We start from the raw sequence: 20,963 nt of genomic DNA, 5'->3' as shown, positions 1-20,963 counted from the left end.
CGGCCCGGGGGGGGGGCCGGGGGGGGGGGGGGCCGGGGGCCCCCCCCCCCCGGGGGGGGGCCCCCCCCGGGGGGGGGGGGCCCCCCCCCCGGTCCGCCCCCACCGGCCCGCAGGCGACTCACCGGCTGGGCAGCGGCGCGGGCAGCGCAGCGTACTGCGGTGCTCCCAGCGGGGTGAGGAGACAGCGGCCCACCAGGCCGACCCCCGCGTCGAGCCGGTCGACGAACTCCCCGGTCAGGTCGGGGAGTTCCCGCAGGGCCCAGACGGCCCGCGCGGCGGACCACGCCGCGTCCCGGGCCCGCTCCAGACTCCACGCCCCCAGCAGGTGCGTCAGCGGATCGGCGATCTGCAGGAGGTCGGGCCCCGGCATCAGATCCTCCCGGATCCGCTCCTCCAGAGCGATCAGCACATCGCCCACCCGGTCGAACTCGTCCTCCAGCTCCGCCGGTTCGCAGCCGAGCGTACGACAGGCGTCCACCACCGCGAGCGCGAGATCGTGCCCGATGTGCGCATTGATACCGGCGAGTGCGAACTGCAGCGGACGTACCCCCGGATGCCCGCGCAACTGGAACAGCGGCCGCCAGCAGGCGGGCGGGCAGCGGTCCTCCGCCACCGCCTCGACCGCCCCGAGGTACCGCTCCGCGAACCGCGCATCCAGCGTGATCGCGGCCCGGGCGTCGCTGAAGTGCCCCGCGTCCACGCGTCTGGAGACCTCCTCGGTGACGGCGAGGTACACGCGGTTGAAGACCGCGACACCGTCCCGCTCCGGCCAGAGCGCGTCGAGCGCGCGCATACGGCGTACCACCGCGTCGAGGCCGTGGACGAGGACCGTGTCCTGCGCGAAGCGTTCCAACCGCACCATGGGGGCAGGGTCCCAGGCCTAGGCTGTGCCGAGGGCCGCCGGGCCGGACGCTTCCCCAGAACGGGGGATTACGCGGGGCCCGGAGGAGGGGGAGCACCACGTGTCAGTCCGACGTGCCGAGCGCCTGGCCGCCCGCAGGGCGGAGCGCCGACGCGCCGCCCGGCGCGGTGCCATGGTGGCGCTGGCCTCCGCCGTCGTCGCGGCCGGCACCGTGACGGGGATGATGTCCGCGCTGGACGACGGCCGGGGCGGTGACGAGGCCCGCCCCGACGTGTCCGGTACACCGTTCCTGCAGCCGCTGCCCTACCTGCCCACCCCCTTGTCCTCGGCGACCTCGGGCTCCCCGTCGCCCTCGGCGTCCGCGTCGAAGGCGAAGCCCGGCCCCGAGCCGTCGAAGTCCGCGGCCACGGAGCCGGGGACCGAGCCCGTGTCCGTGCGGCTGTACCGCCATGGCGACTCCCAGGTCCTGGACTGGGTCCGGGCCAACCCCGACGACCCGCGCCGCCAGGTCATCGAGTCCCGGATAGCCGACCGCCCCGCCGCGGTCTGGTTCGCGGACTACACGCCGTCGAACATCACGGCCCGGGTGCGGGCGGTCACCTCGGCGGGGGCGGCGAAGGGCGGCGTGCCCGTGGTCGTCCCGTACGCGGTACCGGACCGCGACTGCGGCGGGGCCTCGCAGGGCGGCGCGCCCGACCTCGGCGCGTACGACGGGTGGATCGAGAAGTTCGCGGCGGGCCTCGGCAGCCGTGAGGTCGTGGTGATCCTGGAGCCCGACGCGATCGCCCAGTCGGACTGTCTCTCCGAAGGTGAACGGACGGCCCGTTTCGCCGCGTTGGCCCGCGCGGGCCGTGTCCTGAAGGCGGCGAATCCGAAGGCACGGGTCTACTTCGACGCGGGCCATTCGGACTGGAACCCGCCGGGGAAGCAGGCCGGGCTGCTGCGCCGGGCCGGTGCCGCGTCCGCCGCCTCCTCGGACGGGATCTTCAGCAACGTCTCCAACTTCAATCGCACCGACGAGGAGGTCGCGTACGTCCGCCGGACCCTCGAAGCGCTCGGCGGCCCCGCGGGCCTGGGCGCGGTCATCGACACCAGCCGCAACGGCAACGGCCCCCCGGCCGACGGCGAGTGGTGCGACCCCGCGGGCCGCACACTGGGACAGGCGCCGACCCTGCGGACCGGAGAGGCCCGGATCGACGCCTACCTGTGGGTGAAGCTGCCGGGGGAGTCCGACGGCTGCCGCGGTAGGCCGGGGACGTTCACGCCGGACTACGCCTACGACTTGGCGCGCTGACCGTCCGTCGGGCCGGAGCCGTGCTCGGAACTGTAGGAGGACGTGCCCTCGTCCAGCAGCGGTTCCTGTGACTTGAGGTGCGCGGGGGCCATCGCCCGCAGCGCGTGGTAGCCGGTGATGACGACGAGGGTGCCGAGCGCGATACCGCTCAGCGAGAAGGTGTCGGTGAACTTCATCGTGACGTCGCCGACGCCGATGATGATGCCCGCCGCGGCCGGTACCAGGTTCAGCGGATTGCGCAGATCCACCCCGGCGTTGAGCCAGATCTGCGCGCCGAGCAGGCCGATCATGCCGTACAGGATGACGGTGATCCCGCCGAGCACCCCGCCCGGGACGGCCGCCACGACCGCGCCGAACTTCGGGCAGAGGCCGAAGAGCAGCGCGAAGCCGGCGGCGGCCCAGTAGGCGGCCGTGGAGTAGACGCGGGTCGCCGCCATGACGCCGATGTTCTCGGAGTACGTGGTGTTGGGCGGGCCGCCCACGGCGGTGGAGAGCATCGAGCCGACCCCGTCCGCCGAGATCGCGGTGCCCAGTTTGTCGTCCAGGGATTCGCCGGTCATCTCGCCGACGGCCTTCACATGGCCCGCGTTCTCGGCGACGAGCGCGATCACGACGGGCAGGGCCACGAGGATCGCCGACCACTCGAAGGACGGGCCGTGGAAGGCCGGCAGCCCGATCCAGTCCGCCGAGCCGACACCGGAGAGGTCGAGCCGCCAGTGGTCGGTGACCTTGCCGCTCGCGTCGGCCGAGTGGATCCGGCCGAGGACCAGGTCGAAGAGCCACGAGACGCCGTACCCGAGGAGCAGGCCGAGGAAGATCGCGATCCGTGACCAGAAACCGCGCAGGCACACCACCGCCAGACCGGTGAACAGCATCACGAGCAGCGCCGTCCACTGGTCCTGCGGCCAGTACGTGGCGGCGGTGACCGGGGCCAGGTTGAAGCCGATCAGCATGACGACCGCGCCCGTGACGACCGGCGGCATCGCGGCATGGATGATCCGCGCCCCGAACCGCCGCACCGCGAGGCCGACCAGGAACAGCGCGACGCCCACGACGAACACGGCGCCGGTCACGGTCGCGCTGGAACCGCCCTGCGCGCGGATCACCGCGGCGACGCCCACGAAGGAGAGCGAACAGCCCAGATAGCTGGGCACCCGGCCGCGGGTGGCGAGCAGGAAGATCACCGTCGAGACGCCCGACATCATGATCGCGAGGTTTGGGTCCAGGCCCATCAGCACCGGCGCGACGAAGGACGCCCCGAACATCGCCACCACATGCTGGGCGCCGAGGCCGGCCGTCCGTGGCCACGAGAGCCGTTCGTCGGGGCGGACGACCGCTCCGGGCGCGGGCGTGCGCCCGTCACCGTGCAGTTTCCAGCGCACGCCGAGGTCCATGGTGGGTATTCGCTTTCTCTGCACCTCAGATGCGCACCTGAGATTCCGTACGTGAAGATCAGCGCCATGGTAGGGGGGAGCCGGGGGAGCGGCCGGTTCAGGGCCGCGAATCCGGAACCTTCGCGTCCGCCACCTCGGCGCGCGCGCCGGGGACCTGGGCACCCGACGTACGGCCGCTGGTCCGCAGGACGCCCGCGAACGCCGCGAGCCCGAAGGCCAGCACGGTCACCAGCACGAAGGACGTCACCAGGCTCGTCGCGTCCGCAACGGTTCCGATGGCGGACGGCGCGATCAGTCCGGAGGTGTACGTGATGGTGGCGACGCCCGCGATGGCCTGGGCCGGGTTGGGGCCGCTGCGGCCCGCCGCGGCGAAGCAGAGCGGTACGACCACGGCTATGCCGAGGCCCAGCAGCGCGAAGCCGGCCATGGCCAGGGCCGCGTTCTGCGCCAGGACGACGAGCAGGGCGCCGGCGGTGGCGAGGAGCCCGCTGACCCGTACGGTGCGCACCGGGCCGAAGCGGTCCACCACCGCGTCGCCGGCGAGCCGCGCGACCGCCATGGTGAGCGTGAAGCCCGTCGTGCACGCGGCGGCGAGTCCCGCGGAACTGCCGAGGACGTCCCGCAGATAGACCGCCGACCAGTCCAGGCTCGCCCCCTCCGCGAACACCGCGCAGAAGCCGATCGCGCCGATGAGCAGGGCCGACTTGGGCGGCAGCGCGAAACGCGGGGGCGCTTCCTGGTCCTCGGCGGCGCGCAGGTCCAGTACGCCCTGGCAGGCGACCGTGCCGAGCACGGTGAGCGTCAGCGCGGCGAGCGCGTGGTGCAGCCGGGCGTCCGTGCCCAGGTGCGCGGCGAGCGTTCCGCCGGCCGAGCCGACCAGGGCGCCCGCGCTCCACATGCCGTGCAGCCCGGACATGATCGACTTGTCCAGACGGTTCTCGACCTCGACGCCCAGGGCGTTCATCGCCACGTCGGCCATGCCGGCCGTCGCCCCGTACACGAAGAGGGCCAGGCACAGGGTGGGCAGATTCGGGGCGAGCGCCGGGAGGACCAGGGCGAGCGTCCACAGCGCCATGAGTCCGCGCAGGGCCGTGCGGGCGCCGAAGCGGTGGCTGACGCTGCCCGCGAGGGGCATCGCCAGGGAGGCGCCGATAGCGGGGAAGGCGAGTGCCAGGCCGAGTTGGCCCGCGCTCACCGACGCGTGGTCCTGGATCCACGGAACGCGTGTCGCGAACGAGCCGGTGACGGCGCCGTGCACGGCGAACACCGCGGCCACGGCGTACCGGGAGCGCTTCACCTCGCGCCTGTCGTAGACCACTTCGCTCATTCTCCCGGCCCCTGTCTGCCGACCCCGGCGGTCGACTGTCGTCTCTCCACTCTGCCGCCGTAAACTATCAGGCAGCCTGCCTGATAGATAGATTGTTTTTACGCCCGCCGCAGACCTCCGCCCTGATCTGGAAGGATCCCGGCATGCCCGCATCACCGAGTACCGCCCGGGCCATCAACGACCGGCTCGCCCTGCGGCTGCTGCAGCGGGAAGGTCCTCTGACGGCAGGGCAGTTGAAGAACCTCACCGGCCTCTCCCGGCCCTCGGTCGCCGACCTCGTGGAACGCCTCGCCGAGGCCGGGCTGATCGGCGTGGTCGGGGAGTCCGGCGAACAGCGGCGCGGCCCGAACGCCCGGCTGTACGGGATCGTCGCCGACCGGGCGCACCTGGCGGCCCTCGATGTGCGCACCGAGGGGGTGGCCGTGGTCGTCGCGGATCTGCTGGGCTCGGTACTGGCCGAGGCGTCGGTGCCGATCGCGGACGAGACGGACACCGCGCCCGCGGTCGAGCAGGCGGTCGCGCTGGTCGAACGCACGGCCAAGGAGGCGGGGGTCGAGCGGCTGCACACCGTCGGCGTCGGGGCTCCCGGTCTGATCGACCCCGCCACGGGTGAGCTGCGCGACTCCACGGGTCTGCCCGAGTGGCACCGGCGGCTCGCCGCGGCGCTCCAGGAGCGTTTTCAGGCACGTGTCGTGGTCGAGAACGAGACCAATCTCGCGGCGCTGGCCGAGCAGCGGGACGGGGCCGCGCGTGACCGCGACACCTTTGTACTGCTCTGGCTGGGGCACGGGATCGGTGCGGCGGTGGTCCTGGACGGGGTCCTGCGGCGGGGTGCGTCCGGGGGGACCGGTGAGATCGGCTTCCTGCCGGTGCCGGGCACGGGCGGGTTGCCGTCCGCGACGGGGTGCGAGGGGGGGTTCCACTCGCTCGCGGGGGCGGCGGCCATCGCCGAACTGGCGCGGGGGTTCGGGGTGGTGGCGCCGGCCTTGTCCCATGAGCCGCATGCGGCGGCGTTGGTGCGGGAGGCGGTGTCGCGTGTCGCGGGGGAGGTGTCCGCCTCCGCGCCGCTGCCCGGGGCCGCGCCGGCTTCGGCGTCCGGTCTCGCTCCGACTCCGGCTTCGGCTCCGGCTCCGGTGTCCGGTTCCGTACCGACTCCGGAGTCCGAGTCCGCGCCGGCTTCCGGTTCCGGTTCCGTACCGGCTCCGGTGTCCGGTTCCGCGCAGGATTCGGTGTCCGGTTCCGGTTCCGGTTCCGTATCGGCTTCGGCGTCCGGGTCCGTGCCGGTCCCGGAAACCGAAGCCGGAACGGCTTTGTCCGCGGGTGGTGGGGGTCACCCGCGCAGTTCCCCGCGCCCCTTGGCGTCCGGCTCGGGCCGGGGTCCGGTCTCGGCTTCCGGTTCCGCATCGGCTCCGGCTCCCGCCTTGGGATCGGCCTCGGCCCCGGCGGCCGGTTCCGGACCGGAACCGGCCTCCTCGGGTGCCTCGGGGTTTCTTGACGCGCTCGCCGATCGTGTCGCTCTCGGTGCCGCCTCCGTCATCGCCGTGCTGGATCCGGGGTGTGTGGTCCTGTCCGGGGAGATCGGGCGGGCGGGTGGTGAGGTGCTCGCCGCCCGGGTGCGGGAGCGGCTCGGGCGGATGACGCCGCTGCCCACCGAGGTGCGGGCCGGGATCCTGGGCGGCGGCGCCGTTCTGCGCGGTGCCCTGCTGATGGCCCGGGACGGGGCCCAGGACGAGCTGTTCGCGCCTCCGGAGCGATGACCGGAGCGGGCGGCAGGGCGGTGACCCTGGGCCCGTGCGGCCCCGGTGGCCCGTTCAGAAACGGAGACCCGGCGGCGGGGCAAGGGCCTCCGTCACCGCCGCCGGGTCGATCTGGGGCGGGTCGGCGAACGCGACCCGGAGAGGCGCCGGTGAACGCTGACCCTAGAGAGGACTAGACCAAAGCGTCAATAGGTATGGACCACCAGCGAGACGCCTTGATCACGGAGAAGTTGATCAGAGCCTGGCCCCTCACGAGTGTCCCGTGAAGTCCATCGGTACACCTTGTGAGCCACCCCACAGAATTCACCCGCATGGGCGTCGATCAGGCGTGGCACACTGAGTCTGTACCAGAAGCAGCGCACTCCGGGGTCGGTGAAAGTCCGAACCGGCGGTTACAGTCCGCGACCCGGTCGCTTCCAGCGGCCGGTTGACCAGGTGAAATTCCTGGACCGACGGTTAAAGTCCGGATGGGAGGCAGTGCGCGGCGGGCGGGCATTCGTGCGCGCCGCCGTCTGTTTCGACGTGTCCCACGGGCACGTCGTCCCACGCGGCGTCGCCCCCGGTGTCCCCGCTCGTTTCACATCTGTCGTCATCGACAGGCCCCGGAGTCCGTGCCCTATGAGGCAGGAGGACCCGGGAAGTGTTCACCGGAATCGTTGAAGAGCTGGGTGAAGTCACCGCCGTCGAGAACCTCGGCGACGCCTCACGTTTCCGACTCCGTGGCCCTGTGGTCACCGAAGGTGCACGTCACGGGGACTCCATCGCCGTCAACGGCGTCTGTCTGACGGTCGTCGACCACGAGGACGGCGAGTTCACCGCCGACGTGATGGCGGAGACCCTGGACCGCTCCAGCCTCGGCGCCCTCGTCGTCGGCTCCCGCGTCAACCTCGAACGGCCCATGGCCGTGGGCGAGCGGCTCGGCGGGCACATCGTGCAGGGCCATGTGGACGGCACGGGTGAGGTCATCGAGCGCAAGCCGTCCGAGAACTGGGAGATCGTGAAGATCTCGCTGCCCGCGGACCTCTCCCGCTACGTCGTCGAGAAGGGCTCCATCACCGTCGACGGCATCAGCCTGACCGTCGTCGACGCCGGCCCCGACTTCTTCACCGTCAGCCTCATCCCGACCACCCTCGACCTGACCACCCTGGGCCGCAAGCAGCCCGGCGACCCGGTCAACCTTGAGGTCGACGTGATCGCCAAGTACGTCGAGCGGCTGCTCGGCCCGCGGGGACAGGGAGCGACACGGTGAACTGGCTCAACTCCGAGGCGTTCACGCTCTTCGACCAGCACATCAAGTGGGCCGACATGATCGGCAACGTGATCGGTCTTATCGGTCTCGCCCTCGGCTGGCGCCGCTCCATCTGGACCTGGCCCGTCCAGTTCCTGTCCGGCGCCATCCTCCTCGCGGCCTTCGCCACCGCCCACCTCTCGGGCAGCGCGGGCAAGCAACTCGTGGTCATGGCCGTCGCGCTGTGGGGCTACTGGCAGTGGAACCGCGGAAAGGGCGGCGCGCAGGACGGCTCCATCGCGGTCCGGTTCGCCACCTGGCGCGAACGCGCGTACCTGCTCGGCGCCGCCGCCGTGGGCACCGTCGCCGTCGCGAGCCTGTTCACCGCGTACCCGTCCCTGTCCTGGGACCCCTGGCCCGACGCCTACATCTTCGTCGGCACGGTCGTCGCGATGTACGCCCAGGCGCGGGGCATGGTCGAGTTCTGGTTCGCCTGGCTGCTCGTCGACCTGGTGGGCGTGCCGCTCAACTTCGCCAACGGCTTCGCGTTCTCCGGATTCGTCTACATCATCTACGGCGCGCTCGTCCTGTGGGGCATGCGCGACTGGTGGCTGCGCTCCCGCAAGGCCGGGCAGCCCGTCCTGGAAGGAGCCCCGGCATGACGACAACGCCGGTTTGGTACAGCACGGGTCATGACGAGGACGCCTCGGACTTCGCCCTCGACCCGGTCGAGAAGGCCGTCGCGGACATCGCCGCGGGCCGCCCGGTCGTGGTCGTCGACGACGAGGACCGCGAGAACGAGGGCGACCTCGTCATCGCCGCCGAGAAGGCGACCCCCGAGATCATCGCCTTCATGATGAGCGAGTGCCGCGGTCTGATCTGCGCACCCATGGAGGGCGACGAACTCGACCGCCTCCAGCTCCCGCAGATGGTCGAGAACAACACCGAGTCGATGCGCACCGCCTTCACGGTCTCCGTCGACGCGGGCCCCGCCTCCGGCGTGACCACCGGCATCTCCGCCGCCGACCGCGCCACCACCCTGCGGCTGCTCGCGGAAGGGCAGGCGGGGGCGGCCGACTTCGTACGCCCCGGCCACATCTTCCCGCTGCGCGCCAAGCCCGGCGGTGTGCTCGTCCGCAACGGCCACACCGAGGCCGCCGTCGACCTCGCGCGGCTCGCGGGCCTGCGGCCGGCCGGCGCCATCGTCGAGATCGCCGGCGAGGACGGGCGGATGCTGCGCCTGCCCGAACTGATCCCGTTCGCCCGCAAGCACGGGCTGACGATCATCTCCATCGAGGACCTGATCGCCTACCGCCGCACCGCCGAGCCCACGGTCCGCCGCGAGGCCAAGACGCAACTGCCCACCGCCTTCGGCGAGTTCACGGCCTACGGTTACCGCTCCACCGTCGACGGCGTCGAGCACGTGGCGCTGGTCCACGGCGAGATCGGCGACGGTGACGACGTCGTCGTGCGCATCCACTCCGAATGCCTCACCGGGGACGTCTTCCACTCCCTGCGCTGCGACTGCGGTCCCCAGCTCGAAGCCTCCCTGCGGCGCATCCAGGCCGAGGGCCGCGGGGTCGTCGTCTACCTCCGCGGCCACGAGGGGCGCGGCATCGGGCTGCTGTCCAAGCTGCGCGCGTACGAGCTGCAGGAGCGCGGCCGGGACACCCTGGACGCCAACCTCGAACTCGGCCTGCCCGCCGACGCCCGCGACTACGCGGCGGGCGCCCAGATCCTGGAGGACCTCGGGGTGCGCAGCCTGCGGCTGATGACCAACAACCCCGACAAGACGGCCGCGCTCGTCCGTCACGGCCTCAAGGTCACCGACCGCGAGCCGATGCCCGTGACCGCGGGCGAGCACAACCTCCGGTACCTGCGCACCAAGCGGGACCGGATGGGGCACGACCTGCCCTGGCTGGACACGACCACCGTGTCCGCCTGCGGCAATCAGTGACCCGTAACCCGTAACCCGTAATCAGTAATCAGTAACCCGTAATGAGTAATCAGTAGCGGCACAGCACTGCATTGCACTGCACTGCACGAGGAGACACAGACGTGAGCGGCAAGGGCGCACCCGAACTGTCCGTACGCAACTGCGGTGACCTGCGGGTCGCCGTCATCGCGGCACAGTGGCACGAGAAGGTCATGGACGGACTCGTCGACGGCGCGCTGCGCGCCCTGCGCGAGCTGGGCATCGACGAGCCGACCCTCCTGCGGGTCCCCGGCAGCTTCGAACTGCCGGTCGTCGCGAAGGTCCTCGCGGGCCGCGGCTACGACGCGATCGTCGCGCTCGGCGTCGTCATCCGCGGCGGCACCCCGCACTTCGAGTACGTGTGCCAGGGCGTCACCCAGGGCCTCACCCAGGTCTCCGTCGAGACCGGGGTCCCCATCGGCTTCGGCGTGCTGACCGTCGACACCGAGGAGCAGGCCCTGGACCGCGCGGGCATCGAGGGCTCGAACGAGGACAAGGGACACGAGGCGGTGACGGCGGCCGTGGCGACCGCGGCCACCCTGCGCTCGGTATCCGAACCCTGGCGCTGACGTAGGCCCGCGACCGCGTAGGGTGAGGACCACCATGTCCAAGAAGACTTTCGAGGAGCTCTTCACCGAGCTCCAGCACAAGGCAGCCACCGGCGACCCCGCCACCTCCCGCACCGCGGAACTGGTCGGCAAGGGGGTCCATGCCATCGGCAAGAAGGTCGTCGAAGAGGCCGCCGAGGTCTGGATGGCCGCGGAGCACGAGGGCAAGGAGGCAGCCGCCGAGGAGATCTCGCAGCTGCTCTACCACGTCCAGGTGATGATGGTCGCCCGCGGCATCAGCCTGGACGACGTGTACGCCCACCTCTGAGCCCTCGCCCCAACCCCCCGTACCCGCACGAACAAAGGAAGCCGACCTCATGCTGCGCATCGCCGTCCCCAACAAGGGTTCCCTGTCAGGCCCCGCGGGGGAGATGCTGCATGAGGCCGGCTACCAGCAGCGCCGGGAGGCCAAGGAGCTGCGGATCGTCGACCCGGAGAACGAGGTCGAGTTCTTCTACCTCCGCCCCCGCGACATCGCGATCTACGTTTCCTCCGGCAAGCTCGACATCGGCATCACCGGCCGCGACCTGCTGATCGACTCCGCGGCCGAGGCCGAGGAGATCCTCCCCCTCGGCTTCGCCCGCTCCACCTTCCGCTTCGCGACCAAGCCCGGCACGGCCAAGGCCCTCGACGACCTCGGGGGCAAGACCGTCGCCACCTCGTACGAGGGCATCGTCGCGAAGTACCTCGCCGACCAGGGCGTCGACGCGTCCGTCGTGCACCTCGACGGGGCCGTCGAGACGGCCATCGAGCTCGGCGTCGCCGAGGTCATCGCGGACGTCGTCGAGACCGGCACCTCGCTGCGCAACGCGGGCCTTGAGGTCTTCGGCGACCCGATCATGAAGTCCGAGGCGGTCGTCATCCGCCGTACCGGAGCGGAGACCACCGGCGACGCGGAGCCCAAGGTCCAGCAGTTCCTGCGCCGCCTCCAGGGCGTCCTCGTCGCGCGGACCTACGTGATGATGGACTACGACTGCCGCGTCGAGCAGCTGGAGAAGGCGGTCGCGCTCACCCCCGGCCTGGAGTCGCCGACCGTCTCGCCGCTCCACAACGAGGGCTGGGTCGCCGTACGTGCCATGGTCCCGTCCAAGGAGGCCCAGCGGATCATGGACGACCTGTACGAGATCGGCGCGCGGGCCATCCTGACCACGGCCATCCACGCCTGCCGCCTCTGACTCCGAGGACGTCAAGGACCGCAAAGGCTTCAAGGACTTCGAGGAACAGCACTCGCCATGCCGGACACCACCGAGCCGCCCGCCCTCCCCGTGACCTTCAGGCCCGGGCGCACCCGTGCCGTACTGCTGACCGCGGGTGCCACGATCTTTGTGGTCATCACCACGGTCGCGCTGCTGCTTGAGAAGCTCGGACCGGGGGAGCGCCTCAGCTTCGTCTTCACCGCGGCACTGCTCTTCGCCGTACTCGTGCTGCTGGCCCGACCGAAGGTCGTCGCCGACGAGTCCGGGGTCACCGTCGTCAACATCGCCAGCAGGCGGCGGCTGGCCTGGGCGGAGATCCTGCAGGTCAACCTGCGTCCGGGAGACCCCTGGGTCTTTCTGAACCTCAGCGACGGCACCAGTCTGCCCGTGCTCGGCATCCAGCCGGGCATCGCCAAACAGCACGCCATCAGCGACGCCCGTGCGCTGCGCGCCCTCGCCGAGGCCCGCTCCTCCGGCGAGCCGGACGGACCGTCCGACGGGCAGCACGACGAACATCACGGCTGACTCCCGGCCTTCCACCCTGCCGTCCGGGCCCATGTCTTGATTAATCTGTTGGCGGAGGCGTTTTCGTTGCGCCTCCGCCGCTGACTTCCCACCCGGAACCCGGCGGCCCCCTGCTATTCGAGGAGTGACTCCCTCCAGCGATGGACGGATCGTCCTGTAGTACCTGCGCCGCCCCCTCCCGACATATCGAGGCGGCGGCATGACCATCCCCCTGCTGCTCCTCGGGGCGGCGTTCCTGTTGATCCTCGCCAATGGCTTCTTCGTGGCGGCCGAGTTCGGCCTCGTCACGGTGGAGCGCCCCGACGCCGAGAAGGCGGCGGCCGAAGGCGACCGACGGGCCGGTACCGTCGTCAGTTCCCTCAAGGAACTCTCCTTCCAGCTGTCCGGCACCCAGCTCGGCATCACCATCACCTCGCTGGTCGTCGGCATGCTCGCCGAACCGGCGCTCGCCGAACTGCTGCACGGCCCGTTCACCGCCGTCGGCGTCCCCGAGGGCGCCGTGTCCGGTGTCGCCGTGGTCGTCGGCATGCTGCTGGCCTCGGCCGTGCAGATGGTGATCGGCGAACTCGTGCCCAAGAACTGGGCGGTGTCCAGGCCTCTGCAGGTCGCGCGGTTCGTCGCGGGCCCGCAGCACGTCTTCTCGACCCTGTTCCGGCCGGTGATCGCCGGGCTGAACTCCGTCGCCAACCGGCTCGTGCGCGCTCTGGGCGTCGAGCCCACGGCGGAGCTGGCCTCCGCGCGCACACCCGGCGAGCTGGTCTCCCTGGCCCGGCACTCGGCCCAGGCCGGCGCGCTGGAGCAGGACACCGCCGACCTGTTCGTACGCACCCTCTCCCTGGGCGACCTCACCGCGCAGCACGTCATGACCCCGCGCGTGAAGGTCAGCGCCCTGCAGTCCTCCGCGACCGCCGAGGACGTCGTCAACCTCACCCGTGCCACCGGCCTCTCCCGTTTCCCCGTCTACCGGGAGCGGATCGACGAGATCGTCGGCATGGTGCACCTCAAGGACGCCCTCGCGGTGCCCTCGCACGACCGGCTGCGCACGCCGGTCACCCGGATCGCCCAGGCTCCGCTGCTCGTCCCGGAGACACTGCCCGTGCAGCCCCTCCTGGAGCGGCTGCGCAACGAGCAGCCCATCGCCGTCGTCGTCGACGAGTACGGCGGCACGGCCGGGGTCGTCACCCTGGAGGACATCGTCGAGGAGCTCGTCGGCGAGGTCCGCGACGAGCACGACGGGCAGGACGTGCCGGAACTCGCCGCCGCGCCGCCCGAGGACGGCCGGCCCGCCTGGGACGCCGACGGCAGCTGCCGCGTCGACATCCTCCTGCGCATCGGCCTGGACGTCCCCGAGGGCCCGTACGAGACGGTCGCCGGCCTCGTCGCCGACCTGCTCGGACGCATCCCGGCCCCCGGCGACCGGGCCGAGCTGCCCGGCTGGCGCCTCTCGGTGCGCCAGGTCGGGCACTACCGCGCGGAGCGGGTCAGGCTGGTCAGAACAGCCGAGGCCGGGGCCACCCCCGCCGCCGCTCCCGCTTCCGCCCCTGTTTCCGTCTCCGCGGCGGAGGCCGTCCGATGAGCGTGCTCCAACTCCTGTTCGCCGGCCTGCTCGTGCTCGCCAACGGCTTCTTCGTCGGTGCCGAGTTCGCCCTGGTCTCCGTACGGCGCAGCCAGATCGAACCACTCGGCACGGCACGGGCCCGCCAGGTCATGTACGGCCTGGAGAACCTGCCGCACATGATGGCCGCCGCGCAGTTCGGCATCACCATCTGCTCGCTGACACTGGGCGCGGTCGCCGAGCCCACCGTGGCGCACCTCCTGGAGCCGGTCTTCCACGCCGTGCACCTGCCCGAGGGCATGATCCACCCCCTCGGGTACGTCATAGCGCTCGCCGCGGTCGTCTTCCTCCACCTGGTGGTCGGCGAGATGCTGCCCAAGAACCTGGCGATGGCCGCCCCGGAGAAGACCGCGCTGTGGCTCAGCCCCGGCCTGGTCGCCTTCGCCCGGCTGTGCAAGCCGGTCACCGTGGGCCTCGGTGCCTGTGCCCGCGTCATCCTGAAGCTCTTCGGTGTCGAGCCCAGGGACGAGGTCGAGGCGGTCTTCACCAGCGAGCAGCTCAACCGGCTCGTCGAGGACGCCGGCCAGGCCGGTCTGCTCGACCCCGGGGAGCAGGAGCGCCTGGAGGACGCCCTGGAGCTGGGTTCCCGCCCGGTCACGGATGTGCTCCTGGACCGCGAGTCGCTGATCAGCGTGGGTCCCTCGGTCACGCCGGGCCAGGTCGTCGCGCTCACCGCCCGCACCGGGTTCTCGCGGTTCCCGGTGGTCGCGGAGAACGGCGCCTTCATGGGCTACCTGCACGTGAAGGACGTACTCGACCTGGAGGAGTCCGAGCGGGCGGTGCCGCAGCAGGTCTGGCGACCCATGACGACCCTCAGCGCCGAGCTTCCGCTGGACGACGCCCTGACCGTGATGCGCCGCGCGGCGACGCACCTCGCCCAGGTCGCCGACGCGTCGGGCCGGGTCGTGGGCCTGGTAGCCCTGGAGGACGTCCTGGAACTCCTGGTCGGCGAGGTCCGAGACCCGGCACACCGCAAGCCCCCGACGGCACGGGTGGGCGAACCACGCTCACCCCGCCCAGACCCCGCGGACTCCCCCCAACAGGCCCTGGCCAGCTGACACAACGGCCCCCGCGCCCTCACCCCCAGAGGGCGCGGGGCCGTCCCGCTTTCAGGGGCGCGGGGAATAGCGCAGTCTTTGGCCTTTGCCTTCAGGGGCGCGGGGAACGGCGCAATCGTTTGCCTGTGCCTTCAGAGACGCGGGGGCCGGCGCAGTCTTTTGCCTTTAGGGGCGCGGGGAACTGCGCGACCAGCCACGACGGCGCCGCACCCGCGAGCCGGACAGCAACCCACCGAGCTCGTGGGCGCAGCCGAACGCCCGGAGGGACACGCTCACCCCCCGGAGGGCCCCCGCCCCGAGAGAACCTCGCCATACGCCTGCATCAGGTCGGCCAACCGAAGCGTCGCCAGATCATCCCGCGTGAGATGCCCCGGATACCCGGAAAGCCGCAGATCCCGATAGGCGCAGCTCTTCTCGTACAACGTACGCAGGAACCGCCCGTTCCCGAGCTCGTCGATCCACCCCTGATCGACGACGTGCCCACTGATGGAGCGCAGCTCGTCGATCGCCTCCTCATCCCACACGTCCCCGTTCTCCGCCGCCAGCACCTCACCGATCGAGGTGAGCTCAAGAGGCCGGTACGAGGGAAAGTCGACCCGGGTGGTGAACCGGGACGACAGCCCGGGGTTGGCGGCGAGCAGCCGGTCCATGCCCTCGGGATACCCCGCGAGGATCACCACCAGATGGTCCCGGTTGTCCTCGGCCCGCTTCAGCAGCACCTGCAGCGCCTCGTCCCCGTACGCGTCCCCCTTGCCGTACCCGGAGTTGGACAGCGAATAGGCCTCGTCGACGAAGAGCACCCCACCGATCGCGGAGTCGATCAGCTCGTTGGCCTTCACCGCGGTCTGACCGAGATACTCGCCCACCAGATCGGCCCGCTGCGCCTCGACGAGATGGTCGCCGCCGAGCAGCCCGAGCGCGTAGAAGACCCGGCCGAGGATGCGTGCCACGGTGGTCTTGCCGGTGCCGGAGGGGCCGGAGAAGACGAAGTGCCGTTTGGGCGGCTGGACCGGCAGCCCCTGCCCGGCCCGCAGCCTGGCCATGTTCAACTGCGCCGAGAGCGCCTTCACCTGGCGCTTGACCGGTTCGAGGCCGACCATGCCCTCCAGTTCGGCCAGCGCCTCTTCGAGGAGCGCGGGATCCGTGGGCCCGGTCGGCACATGCGGCGGCAGCACCGGCACGATGGCCTTCTCGCGGACCCGGTCCGACTCGGACGGCAGCGCGCCGGACGGCGGCAGCTCGGGCTCGGAGAGCTTCAGGTCGCGGCCCTCGGTGCCGAACAGCGGATCCACGCCGTCGGGGCCGTCCAGGATGTCCTGCCCGATCCCGGTGAGTGTGATCGCCGCGAGGTCGGCCGTCTCGTCGTACCCGTCGCCCTCGGAGATCGCGGCGAGCCGCGCCGAGGTGTCCATGAAGGCCGGATCGACCCGGTGCACCGCCCGGTACAGGGGGAGGGCCGCCGCCGAGCGGCCCGTGCCCTCGTGCGCACGCGCCAGCCAGTACCGCAGCTCCTTGCGCTGCGGCTGCTCGCTGCGACAGCGCATCAGCGCGGACGACAGCAGCGGCTCGGCCTGCCCGTACATCTCCAGACGTACCCGGGCCATCCCTCCGAACAGGCCCGCCTCGATGCCCAGCATCGGATCGTCGATCAGCGGGTCCGTGTGCCGGACCAACTGCTCCCAGTCCTTGACGAGATAGGCCCGGCAGGCGTGCAGGAAGCGGACCTGCGGATCCGCGTCCACCGGGGGCAGGCCCGCCAACGCCCGGTCCAGCTCCGGGACATGACGTCCGTCGAGCCAGTGCGAGGAGTGCGCGAGCAGCAGATCGCGGGGCGACTCCAGCACCGGCTGCACCCACCAGCCCAGCCAGTACCAGGAGTTGAGCGTGCGCCGGTGACGGCCGCGCTGCTCGCCGAAGCGATCGCGGTGCCGGAACATCCGGAGCAGCGCGGTCGTCGTGTCGATGCGCAGCGCGTGCAGTCCCAGCCAGCCGTCGGCCATCCCCGGATCCATCCGGACCGCGGCGCGGAACTCCTCCTCCGCCTGCGGATAGGCCCCCATGGTGTAGGCGTCCACACCTCGCAGCCAGGCGAGGTCGGCCGGGGCCTCGGGGCCCTGCGTGCCGAAGTCCATCACGTCCCCCACATACCGTGCCCCCGTTGATCACCGGGCGGGCCGGTGCCCGTCGGCAGTCTTCGTCGAACCGCTGTGCCGCGGACGGGAGTTGCGTGCGGTGCGGAGAGCAGCCGTCCGAAGGTCGCACCAAGAGGCATCGTACCTGCGGGGGAGTGCCGGGCCGTAGGGTGCCGCACGACGGGTTCTTCGAGGTGGGGGCGGACGGGACACACTCAGGACGGTCACTGAGGGTGAACGAATTGCGCCTCGGGGCGTCCGGAAAACGCCCGAGGAGAGAACGAAGCCCCCGATCACGGGGGAACAACCGGGGGCTTCGCGTCTGTGGGGCGGCCCCGAAGGCCGCTCCTTGAGAACGTAAGACCTGTACGGCCCCTCGGTCAAGCCGAGTTGGGGCACTCAGGCAACTTCTCGGACAGCGGTCTTCACCGGTTCAGCACACAGGCGCAGGGCCGTCACGATCCGTGACGGAAAGCGTTCTCACCGACGTCTCGGCAGGTCCTGGCAGCACCTCATATCCGTCTGAACACTGTCGTACCAGAAGGTCGGCGAACGGCTCCGAAGGGTCCTCGGCGAAGTGCCGGCGCTCCGCGGGGACCCATCCTGCCCAGAAATCGCTCTGCGCCGAACCGTCCCGCAGGCGCCCGCGGGCCCATGCGTCCTCGTGGGGCATCTCCATCCACAGCAGTCCCGCCAGTCGCGGCCGCAGCGCACGACGGCCGGCGCCGACCCCCTCGACGAGGATCACGGGCGCGGGCGGCAGGGCGCGGGACGGCCCGAAGTCGCGCAGCCGCCAATCGTAGGGGCGGTAGTGCGCGGTCTCGCCACGGCCCAGCGGTTCGACGACCTCCCGGAGCAGCCGCCCCGTCCACGCGAAGAGCTCCTCGTGCGTGGCGATGTCGTCCAGGTGCAGCACGGGCACGCCGCCCAGCGCCCCGGCCAGGCGGTCCGCGAAGGTGGTCTTGCCCGAACCGGCGTGACCGTCGACGCCGACGAGCCGGACGGGGCCGCAGGAGGGCGGCAGCAGCCGCAGCCGGTGGGCGAGGGTGTGGAGGTGGATGGGGGTTCCCTGGGTGCGGAGGGGCGCCCGCGGAGGGCCGCGGACGGAGGCGTACGCATTGCGGAGGAACACTCTACCGAGACCGATATGGGGGCAATCAGGTCTCCCGCCCCATCAGTGGTATCGACCAATATTGGTCGGCGCCGCGATGCCCGAAGTGCTGGCAGAAGCCGTGATCACGTTCCATAGTTGGCCCACACCCACACATGCGTACCCACGCAGCACCCACGCACTGGACCAGCCCGTTCCGGACACCTGGGGGTCTTCCGTCCATGACCAGAGCCGAACAGCCGTCCCGCAGAACAGTCCTCGCCGCCGCAGTGGCGGCGGCCGCCGCCGGAGCGGCGAGCCCGGCCGCCGCCGCGAGCCCGTCGGCCCACACCGCGAGAACCCCGGCCGCCACCCCGTCGAAAGCGCCCTCCGGTCTCGTGGACAACCATGCCTGGACCTCGTACGCCGACTGGCGCGGCGGCACCGCGGAAGGGACCGGTGCCGTGCAGGGGGCCCGCCCCGGCCTGGAGATCCGGACCCCCGAGGGCCGTACCGACTACCCGGACCCGCACACGGGCACGACCGCCACCTGGGAGTACGCCCGCTGGACCTCGCCGGTCCACCGCCTCGCCGTGCCCTCCACCGAGGTCATCGCCTCCTGGAACGCGCGGACCCCGGCGGGCACCTGGCTGCAGATCGAGCTGAGGGGCACGTACTCCGACGGCACGGACACCCCCTGGTACGTGATGGGCCGCTGGGCGTCCGGTGACCAGGACATCCGGCGGACCTCGGTCGACGACCAGAGCGACGGGAAGAGCACGGTCTGGACGGACACCTTCGCCATCGACGACGCGGCCTCCGGGCTGCGCCTGGTGTCGTACCGGCTGCGGCTGACCCTCCACCGCAAGCCCGGGACCAAGGCCACCCCGACCGTGTGGCGGCTCGGCGCGATGGGCTCCGACGTCCCCGACCGCTTCACCGTCCCGGCGTCGGCGCCCGGTCTCGCACGGGAACTGAAGGTGCCGCGCTACTCGCAGGAGATCCACGTCGGCCAGTACCCCGAGTACGACAACGGCGGCGAGGCCTGGTGCAGCCCCACCTCCTCCCAGATGATCATCGAGTACTGGGGGCGGAAACCCACGCCCGAGGCGCTCGCCTGGGTCAAGCCCGAGTACGCGGACCCGCAGGTGTGCCACGCGGCGCGGTTCACCTTCGACTACCAGTACGACGGCTGCGGCAACTGGCCCTTCAACGCCGCGTACGCCGCCACGTACAAGGATCTGCAGGGCGTGGTGACCCGGCTCCACTCACTCACCGATCTGGAGACGCTGATCGCCGCCGGTGTGCCGGCCATCACGTCCCAGTCGTTCCTCGCGTCCGAGCTGACCGGCGCGGGCTACGGCACGGCCGGGCATCTGATGACGGTCATCGGCTTCACCGCCGACGGCGATGTGATCGCCAACGACCCGAACTCACCGGACAACGACGCGGTACGGCATGTCTACAAGCGGCGCGAGTGGGAGAACATCTGGCTCAGGACGAAGCGGTACAACGCCGCCGGGAACGTCGCCTCCGGCACCGGCGGGGTCTGCTACCTCTACTTCCCGGCCCGTCCCACGGAGGCCCAGCGCAAGGCCCTGGCGGCGGTGGGCGTGCACTGAGCCCGGATGCCCGGACGCCCGTACGGCACAGGGGTGGCCCCGCATGGCGGAGCCACCCCTGTGGCGTGTGCCACACCGGCCGGTCGCGGGTGACCAAGCTCTCCCCCGCAAAAGCCCGATCCGATGGCAAGGTGGACGAACCGGTGGGACAAGTCCGTCCGAACCGGCGGGGGAGTCCATCCAAAGCCGACCGTGAGTGAGCCGCCATGACCACGACCTCTGTCACCGCCGGACACGTCCGCGCCCGGACGGGCGGCCCCAAGGACGACGGCCCGAAGATCCTTGAGCACGTCATGGGCTGGACCTTCGTGCTGGTGCTCGCGATGTTCGTGACGCAGCTCGGCCTGGTCTGACGCCAGGACCTCGGCGGCCGGTCGAAGAGACTCGAACAGGCCGCTCGTACGGCTCTGCCATACTGCGGAAGTCCCGCTCGCGGTTGGAGACCAGGTCCGGAATTGACTAACAGTCCACAGCGCGGTGCCGACCGCCCCGGAGCGCGCGGCACCGACCGTTCCCTGGCGCGCCGTGCCGAACTCATCGTCATCGGGCGGAAGTTGTTCGCCGACACGTCCTACGACGCCCTGTCGATGGACGACATCGCCAAGCAGGCGCATGTCGCCAAGGGACTGATCTACTACTACTTCCGCTCCAAGCGCGGCTACTACCTGGCGATCGTCGAGGACTCGGTGGCCGAGCTGATCTCCCGGGCGGCCAGTGGTCTCGAACTGCCCCCGGAAGAGCGGGTGCATCGCACCATCGACGGTTATCTGCGCTACGCCGAGCACAACCAGGCCGCGTACCGGACCATCATCAGCGGCGGTGTCGGCTTCGACGCCGAGGTGCACGCCATCCGCGACGGTGTACGGGAAGCCATCGTCGAGACCATCGCCGAAGGGGCGTACGGGCGGCGGAAGGTGGGCCCGCTGCCGCGCACGGCACTGCTGGGCTGGCTGTGCAGTGTGGAGGGGGCCACCCTCGACTGGATCGCCCACCGCGGCCTGTCGCGCGATCTGATGCGCGAGCTGCTGGTGAAGATGCTCGGCGGCACGATGCGGGCGATCGAGGAGCTGGACGTCTCCTACCCGGCCCCGCAGGCCGCGCGCCGCACCACCTGAGACGGTGGGACGCCACCTGACATGGCAGGACGCCATCGGAAACGGCAGGACGGGTGCGTCGGGGGGGGGGGGGGGGGGGGGGGGGGGCCCCCCCCCCCCCCCCCCCCCCCCCCCCCCGGTGATGGCCGCTAGAAGGTGGCGGGGGCGGGGGGGGCGCGGCCCCCC

General features: G+C 71.4%; 19 protein-coding genes and 1 riboswitch. Of the genes, 14 read left to right on the top strand and 5 right to left on the bottom strand.

Annotation, left to right across the window (positions count from 1 at the left end):
• Positions 1-118: 118 nt before the first annotated feature.
• Positions 119-862, bottom strand: a complete 744-nt coding sequence (locus tag ACH4DZ_RS21220; protein ID WP_398288781.1) for a DUF5995 family protein — start codon at positions 860-862, stop codon at positions 119-121.
• Between the two features lie 172 nt (positions 863-1,034).
• Here ACH4DZ_RS21220 and ACH4DZ_RS21215 point away from each other — a divergent pair, with 172 nt between their 5' ends.
• Positions 1,035-2,156, top strand: a complete 1,122-nt coding sequence (locus ACH4DZ_RS21215) for a glycoside hydrolase family 6 protein (RefSeq protein ID WP_398289208.1) — start codon at positions 1,035-1,037, stop codon at positions 2,154-2,156.
• Here ACH4DZ_RS21215 and ACH4DZ_RS21210 read toward each other — a convergent pair.
• A complete protein-coding gene (locus ACH4DZ_RS21210) occupies positions 2,138-3,550 on the bottom strand; it encodes a uracil-xanthine permease family protein (RefSeq protein ID WP_398289207.1) in 1,413 nt (470 codons plus the stop codon). The genes ACH4DZ_RS21215 and ACH4DZ_RS21210 overlap by 19 nt on opposite strands.
• Positions 3,551-3,647: 97 nt before the next feature.
• Positions 3,648-4,877 (bottom strand): MFS transporter, encoded by a 1,230-nt coding sequence (locus ACH4DZ_RS21205; protein WP_398288780.1) that lies wholly within the window; start codon positions 4,875-4,877, stop codon positions 3,648-3,650.
• A gap of 143 nt (positions 4,878-5,020) precedes the next feature.
• Here ACH4DZ_RS21205 and ACH4DZ_RS21200 point away from each other — a divergent pair, with 143 nt between their 5' ends.
• The 10 genes from ACH4DZ_RS21200 (at position 5,021) to ACH4DZ_RS21155 (ending at position 14,839) form a co-directional block, all read left to right on the top strand.
• Positions 5,021-6,634, top strand: a complete 1,614-nt coding sequence (locus ACH4DZ_RS21200; RefSeq protein ID WP_398288779.1) for an ROK family protein — start codon at positions 5,021-5,023, stop codon at positions 6,632-6,634.
• 354 nt (positions 6,635-6,988) lie between these two features.
• A riboswitch (FMN riboswitch) is annotated at positions 6,989-7,119 on the top strand.
• A gap of 155 nt (positions 7,120-7,274) precedes the next feature.
• Positions 7,275-7,883, top strand: coding sequence for a riboflavin synthase (locus ACH4DZ_RS21195; protein WP_398288778.1), 609 nt, complete (start codon positions 7,275-7,277; stop codon positions 7,881-7,883).
• Positions 7,880-8,524 carry a nicotinamide riboside transporter PnuC gene (locus ACH4DZ_RS21190; protein ID WP_398288777.1) on the top strand — a complete coding sequence of 215 codons (645 nt, stop codon included), beginning with the start codon at positions 7,880-7,882 and terminating at the stop codon, positions 8,522-8,524. Before ACH4DZ_RS21195 ends, ACH4DZ_RS21190 begins: the two co-directional genes overlap by 4 nt.
• The gene (locus tag ACH4DZ_RS21185) at positions 8,521-9,819 is read left to right on the top strand and encodes a bifunctional 3,4-dihydroxy-2-butanone-4-phosphate synthase/GTP cyclohydrolase II (RefSeq protein ID WP_398288776.1); all 1,299 of its coding nucleotides are present in this window, start codon (positions 8,521-8,523) and stop codon (positions 9,817-9,819) included. The genes ACH4DZ_RS21190 and ACH4DZ_RS21185 overlap by 4 nt, the downstream gene beginning before the upstream one ends.
• Before the next feature lie 101 nt (positions 9,820-9,920).
• On the top strand, positions 9,921-10,406 hold the full coding sequence (ribH, locus tag ACH4DZ_RS21180; RefSeq protein WP_107019638.1) for a 6,7-dimethyl-8-ribityllumazine synthase: 486 nt from the start codon (positions 9,921-9,923) through the stop codon (positions 10,404-10,406).
• A 34-nt stretch (positions 10,407-10,440) separates the two neighbouring features.
• Positions 10,441-10,713: a phosphoribosyl-ATP diphosphatase gene (locus ACH4DZ_RS21175; protein ID WP_107019637.1), complete on the top strand. Its 273-nt coding sequence runs from the start codon at positions 10,441-10,443 to the stop codon at positions 10,711-10,713.
• A 49-nt stretch (positions 10,714-10,762) separates the two neighbouring features.
• Positions 10,763-11,620, top strand: coding sequence for an ATP phosphoribosyltransferase (gene hisG, locus ACH4DZ_RS21170; protein WP_398288775.1), 858 nt, complete (start codon positions 10,763-10,765; stop codon positions 11,618-11,620).
• Positions 11,621-11,677: 57 nt separating this feature from the next.
• Entirely contained in the window at positions 11,678-12,166 is a 489-nt protein-coding gene (locus ACH4DZ_RS21165; RefSeq protein WP_398288774.1) for a PH domain-containing protein, read from the top strand.
• Positions 12,167-12,365: 199 nt separating this feature from the next.
• The gene (locus ACH4DZ_RS21160) at positions 12,366-13,742 is read left to right on the top strand and encodes a hemolysin family protein (protein WP_398288773.1); all 1,377 of its coding nucleotides are present in this window, start codon (positions 12,366-12,368) and stop codon (positions 13,740-13,742) included.
• Positions 13,739-14,839 carry a hemolysin family protein gene (locus ACH4DZ_RS21155; protein WP_398288772.1) on the top strand — a complete coding sequence of 367 codons (1,101 nt, stop codon included), beginning with the start codon at positions 13,739-13,741 and terminating at the stop codon, positions 14,837-14,839. Before ACH4DZ_RS21160 ends, ACH4DZ_RS21155 begins: the two co-directional genes overlap by 4 nt.
• A gap of 272 nt (positions 14,840-15,111) precedes the next feature.
• Here the strand turns inward: ACH4DZ_RS21155 and ACH4DZ_RS21150 are convergent, their stop codons facing one another.
• Together ACH4DZ_RS21150 and ACH4DZ_RS21145 are read right to left on the bottom strand one after the other, a co-directional pair.
• Entirely contained in the window at positions 15,112-16,971 is a 1,860-nt protein-coding gene (locus tag ACH4DZ_RS21150; RefSeq protein WP_398288771.1) for an AAA family ATPase, read from the bottom strand.
• 433 nt (positions 16,972-17,404) lie between these two features.
• Entirely contained in the window at positions 17,405-18,031 is a 627-nt protein-coding gene (locus tag ACH4DZ_RS21145; protein ID WP_398289206.1) for a uridine kinase, read from the bottom strand.
• A 272-nt stretch (positions 18,032-18,303) separates the two neighbouring features.
• On the opposite strand from ACH4DZ_RS21145, the gene ACH4DZ_RS21140 reads away from it, so the two are divergent.
• The 3 genes from ACH4DZ_RS21140 (at position 18,304) to ACH4DZ_RS21130 (ending at position 20,798) form a co-directional block, all read left to right on the top strand.
• Positions 18,304-19,683, top strand: coding sequence for a peptidase C39 family protein (locus tag ACH4DZ_RS21140; protein ID WP_398288770.1), 1,380 nt, complete (start codon positions 18,304-18,306; stop codon positions 19,681-19,683).
• Positions 19,684-19,889: 206 nt separating this feature from the next.
• Entirely contained in the window at positions 19,890-20,036 is a 147-nt protein-coding gene (locus ACH4DZ_RS21135; protein WP_398288769.1) for an SCO1431 family membrane protein, read from the top strand.
• Positions 20,037-20,138: 102 nt separating this feature from the next.
• Entirely contained in the window at positions 20,139-20,798 is a 660-nt protein-coding gene (locus ACH4DZ_RS21130) for a TetR/AcrR family transcriptional regulator (protein ID WP_398288768.1), read from the top strand.
• Positions 20,799-20,963: the final 165 nt, after the last annotated feature.

The sequence above is a fragment of the Streptomyces sp. NPDC017991 genome (genome assembly GCF_044328075.1).
Taxonomy (GTDB): Bacteria; Actinomycetota; Actinomycetes; order Streptomycetales; family Streptomycetaceae; genus Streptomyces.
This window is presented reverse-complemented; position numbering and strand designations above follow the sequence as displayed.

Bases quoted from the DNA above. Each gene is read 5' to 3' on its own strand.
- ACH4DZ_RS21175 (WP_107019637.1), top strand. From the start codon at position 10,441: ATGTCCAAGAAGACTTTCGAGGAGCTCTTCACCGAGCTCCAGCACAAG.
- ACH4DZ_RS21200 (WP_398288779.1), top strand. From the start codon at position 5,021: ATGCCCGCATCACCGAGTACCGCCCGGGCCATCAACGACCGGCTCGCC.
- ACH4DZ_RS21185 (WP_398288776.1), top strand. From the start codon at position 8,521: ATGACGACAACGCCGGTTTGGTACAGCACGGGTCATGACGAGGACGCC.
- ACH4DZ_RS21220 (WP_398288781.1), bottom strand. From the start codon at position 862: ATGGTGCGGTTGGAACGCTTCGCGCAGGACACGGTCCTCGTCCACGGC.
- ACH4DZ_RS21155 (WP_398288772.1), top strand. From the start codon at position 13,739: ATGAGCGTGCTCCAACTCCTGTTCGCCGGCCTGCTCGTGCTCGCCAAC.
- ACH4DZ_RS21210 (WP_398289207.1), bottom strand. From the start codon at position 3,550: ATGGACCTCGGCGTGCGCTGGAAACTGCACGGTGACGGGCGCACGCCC.
- ACH4DZ_RS21140 (WP_398288770.1), top strand. From the start codon at position 18,304: ATGACCAGAGCCGAACAGCCGTCCCGCAGAACAGTCCTCGCCGCCGCA.
- ACH4DZ_RS21135 (WP_398288769.1), top strand. From the start codon at position 19,890: ATGACCACGACCTCTGTCACCGCCGGACACGTCCGCGCCCGGACGGGC.
- hisG (WP_398288775.1), top strand. From the start codon at position 10,763: ATGCTGCGCATCGCCGTCCCCAACAAGGGTTCCCTGTCAGGCCCCGCG.
- ACH4DZ_RS21160 (WP_398288773.1), top strand. From the start codon at position 12,366: ATGACCATCCCCCTGCTGCTCCTCGGGGCGGCGTTCCTGTTGATCCTC.
- ACH4DZ_RS21150 (WP_398288771.1), bottom strand. From the start codon at position 16,971: ATGGACTTCGGCACGCAGGGCCCCGAGGCCCCGGCCGACCTCGCCTGG.
- ACH4DZ_RS21165 (WP_398288774.1), top strand. From the start codon at position 11,678: ATGCCGGACACCACCGAGCCGCCCGCCCTCCCCGTGACCTTCAGGCCC.
- ACH4DZ_RS21205 (WP_398288780.1), bottom strand. From the start codon at position 4,877: ATGAGCGAAGTGGTCTACGACAGGCGCGAGGTGAAGCGCTCCCGGTAC.
- ACH4DZ_RS21215 (WP_398289208.1), top strand. From the start codon at position 1,035: ATGGTGGCGCTGGCCTCCGCCGTCGTCGCGGCCGGCACCGTGACGGGG.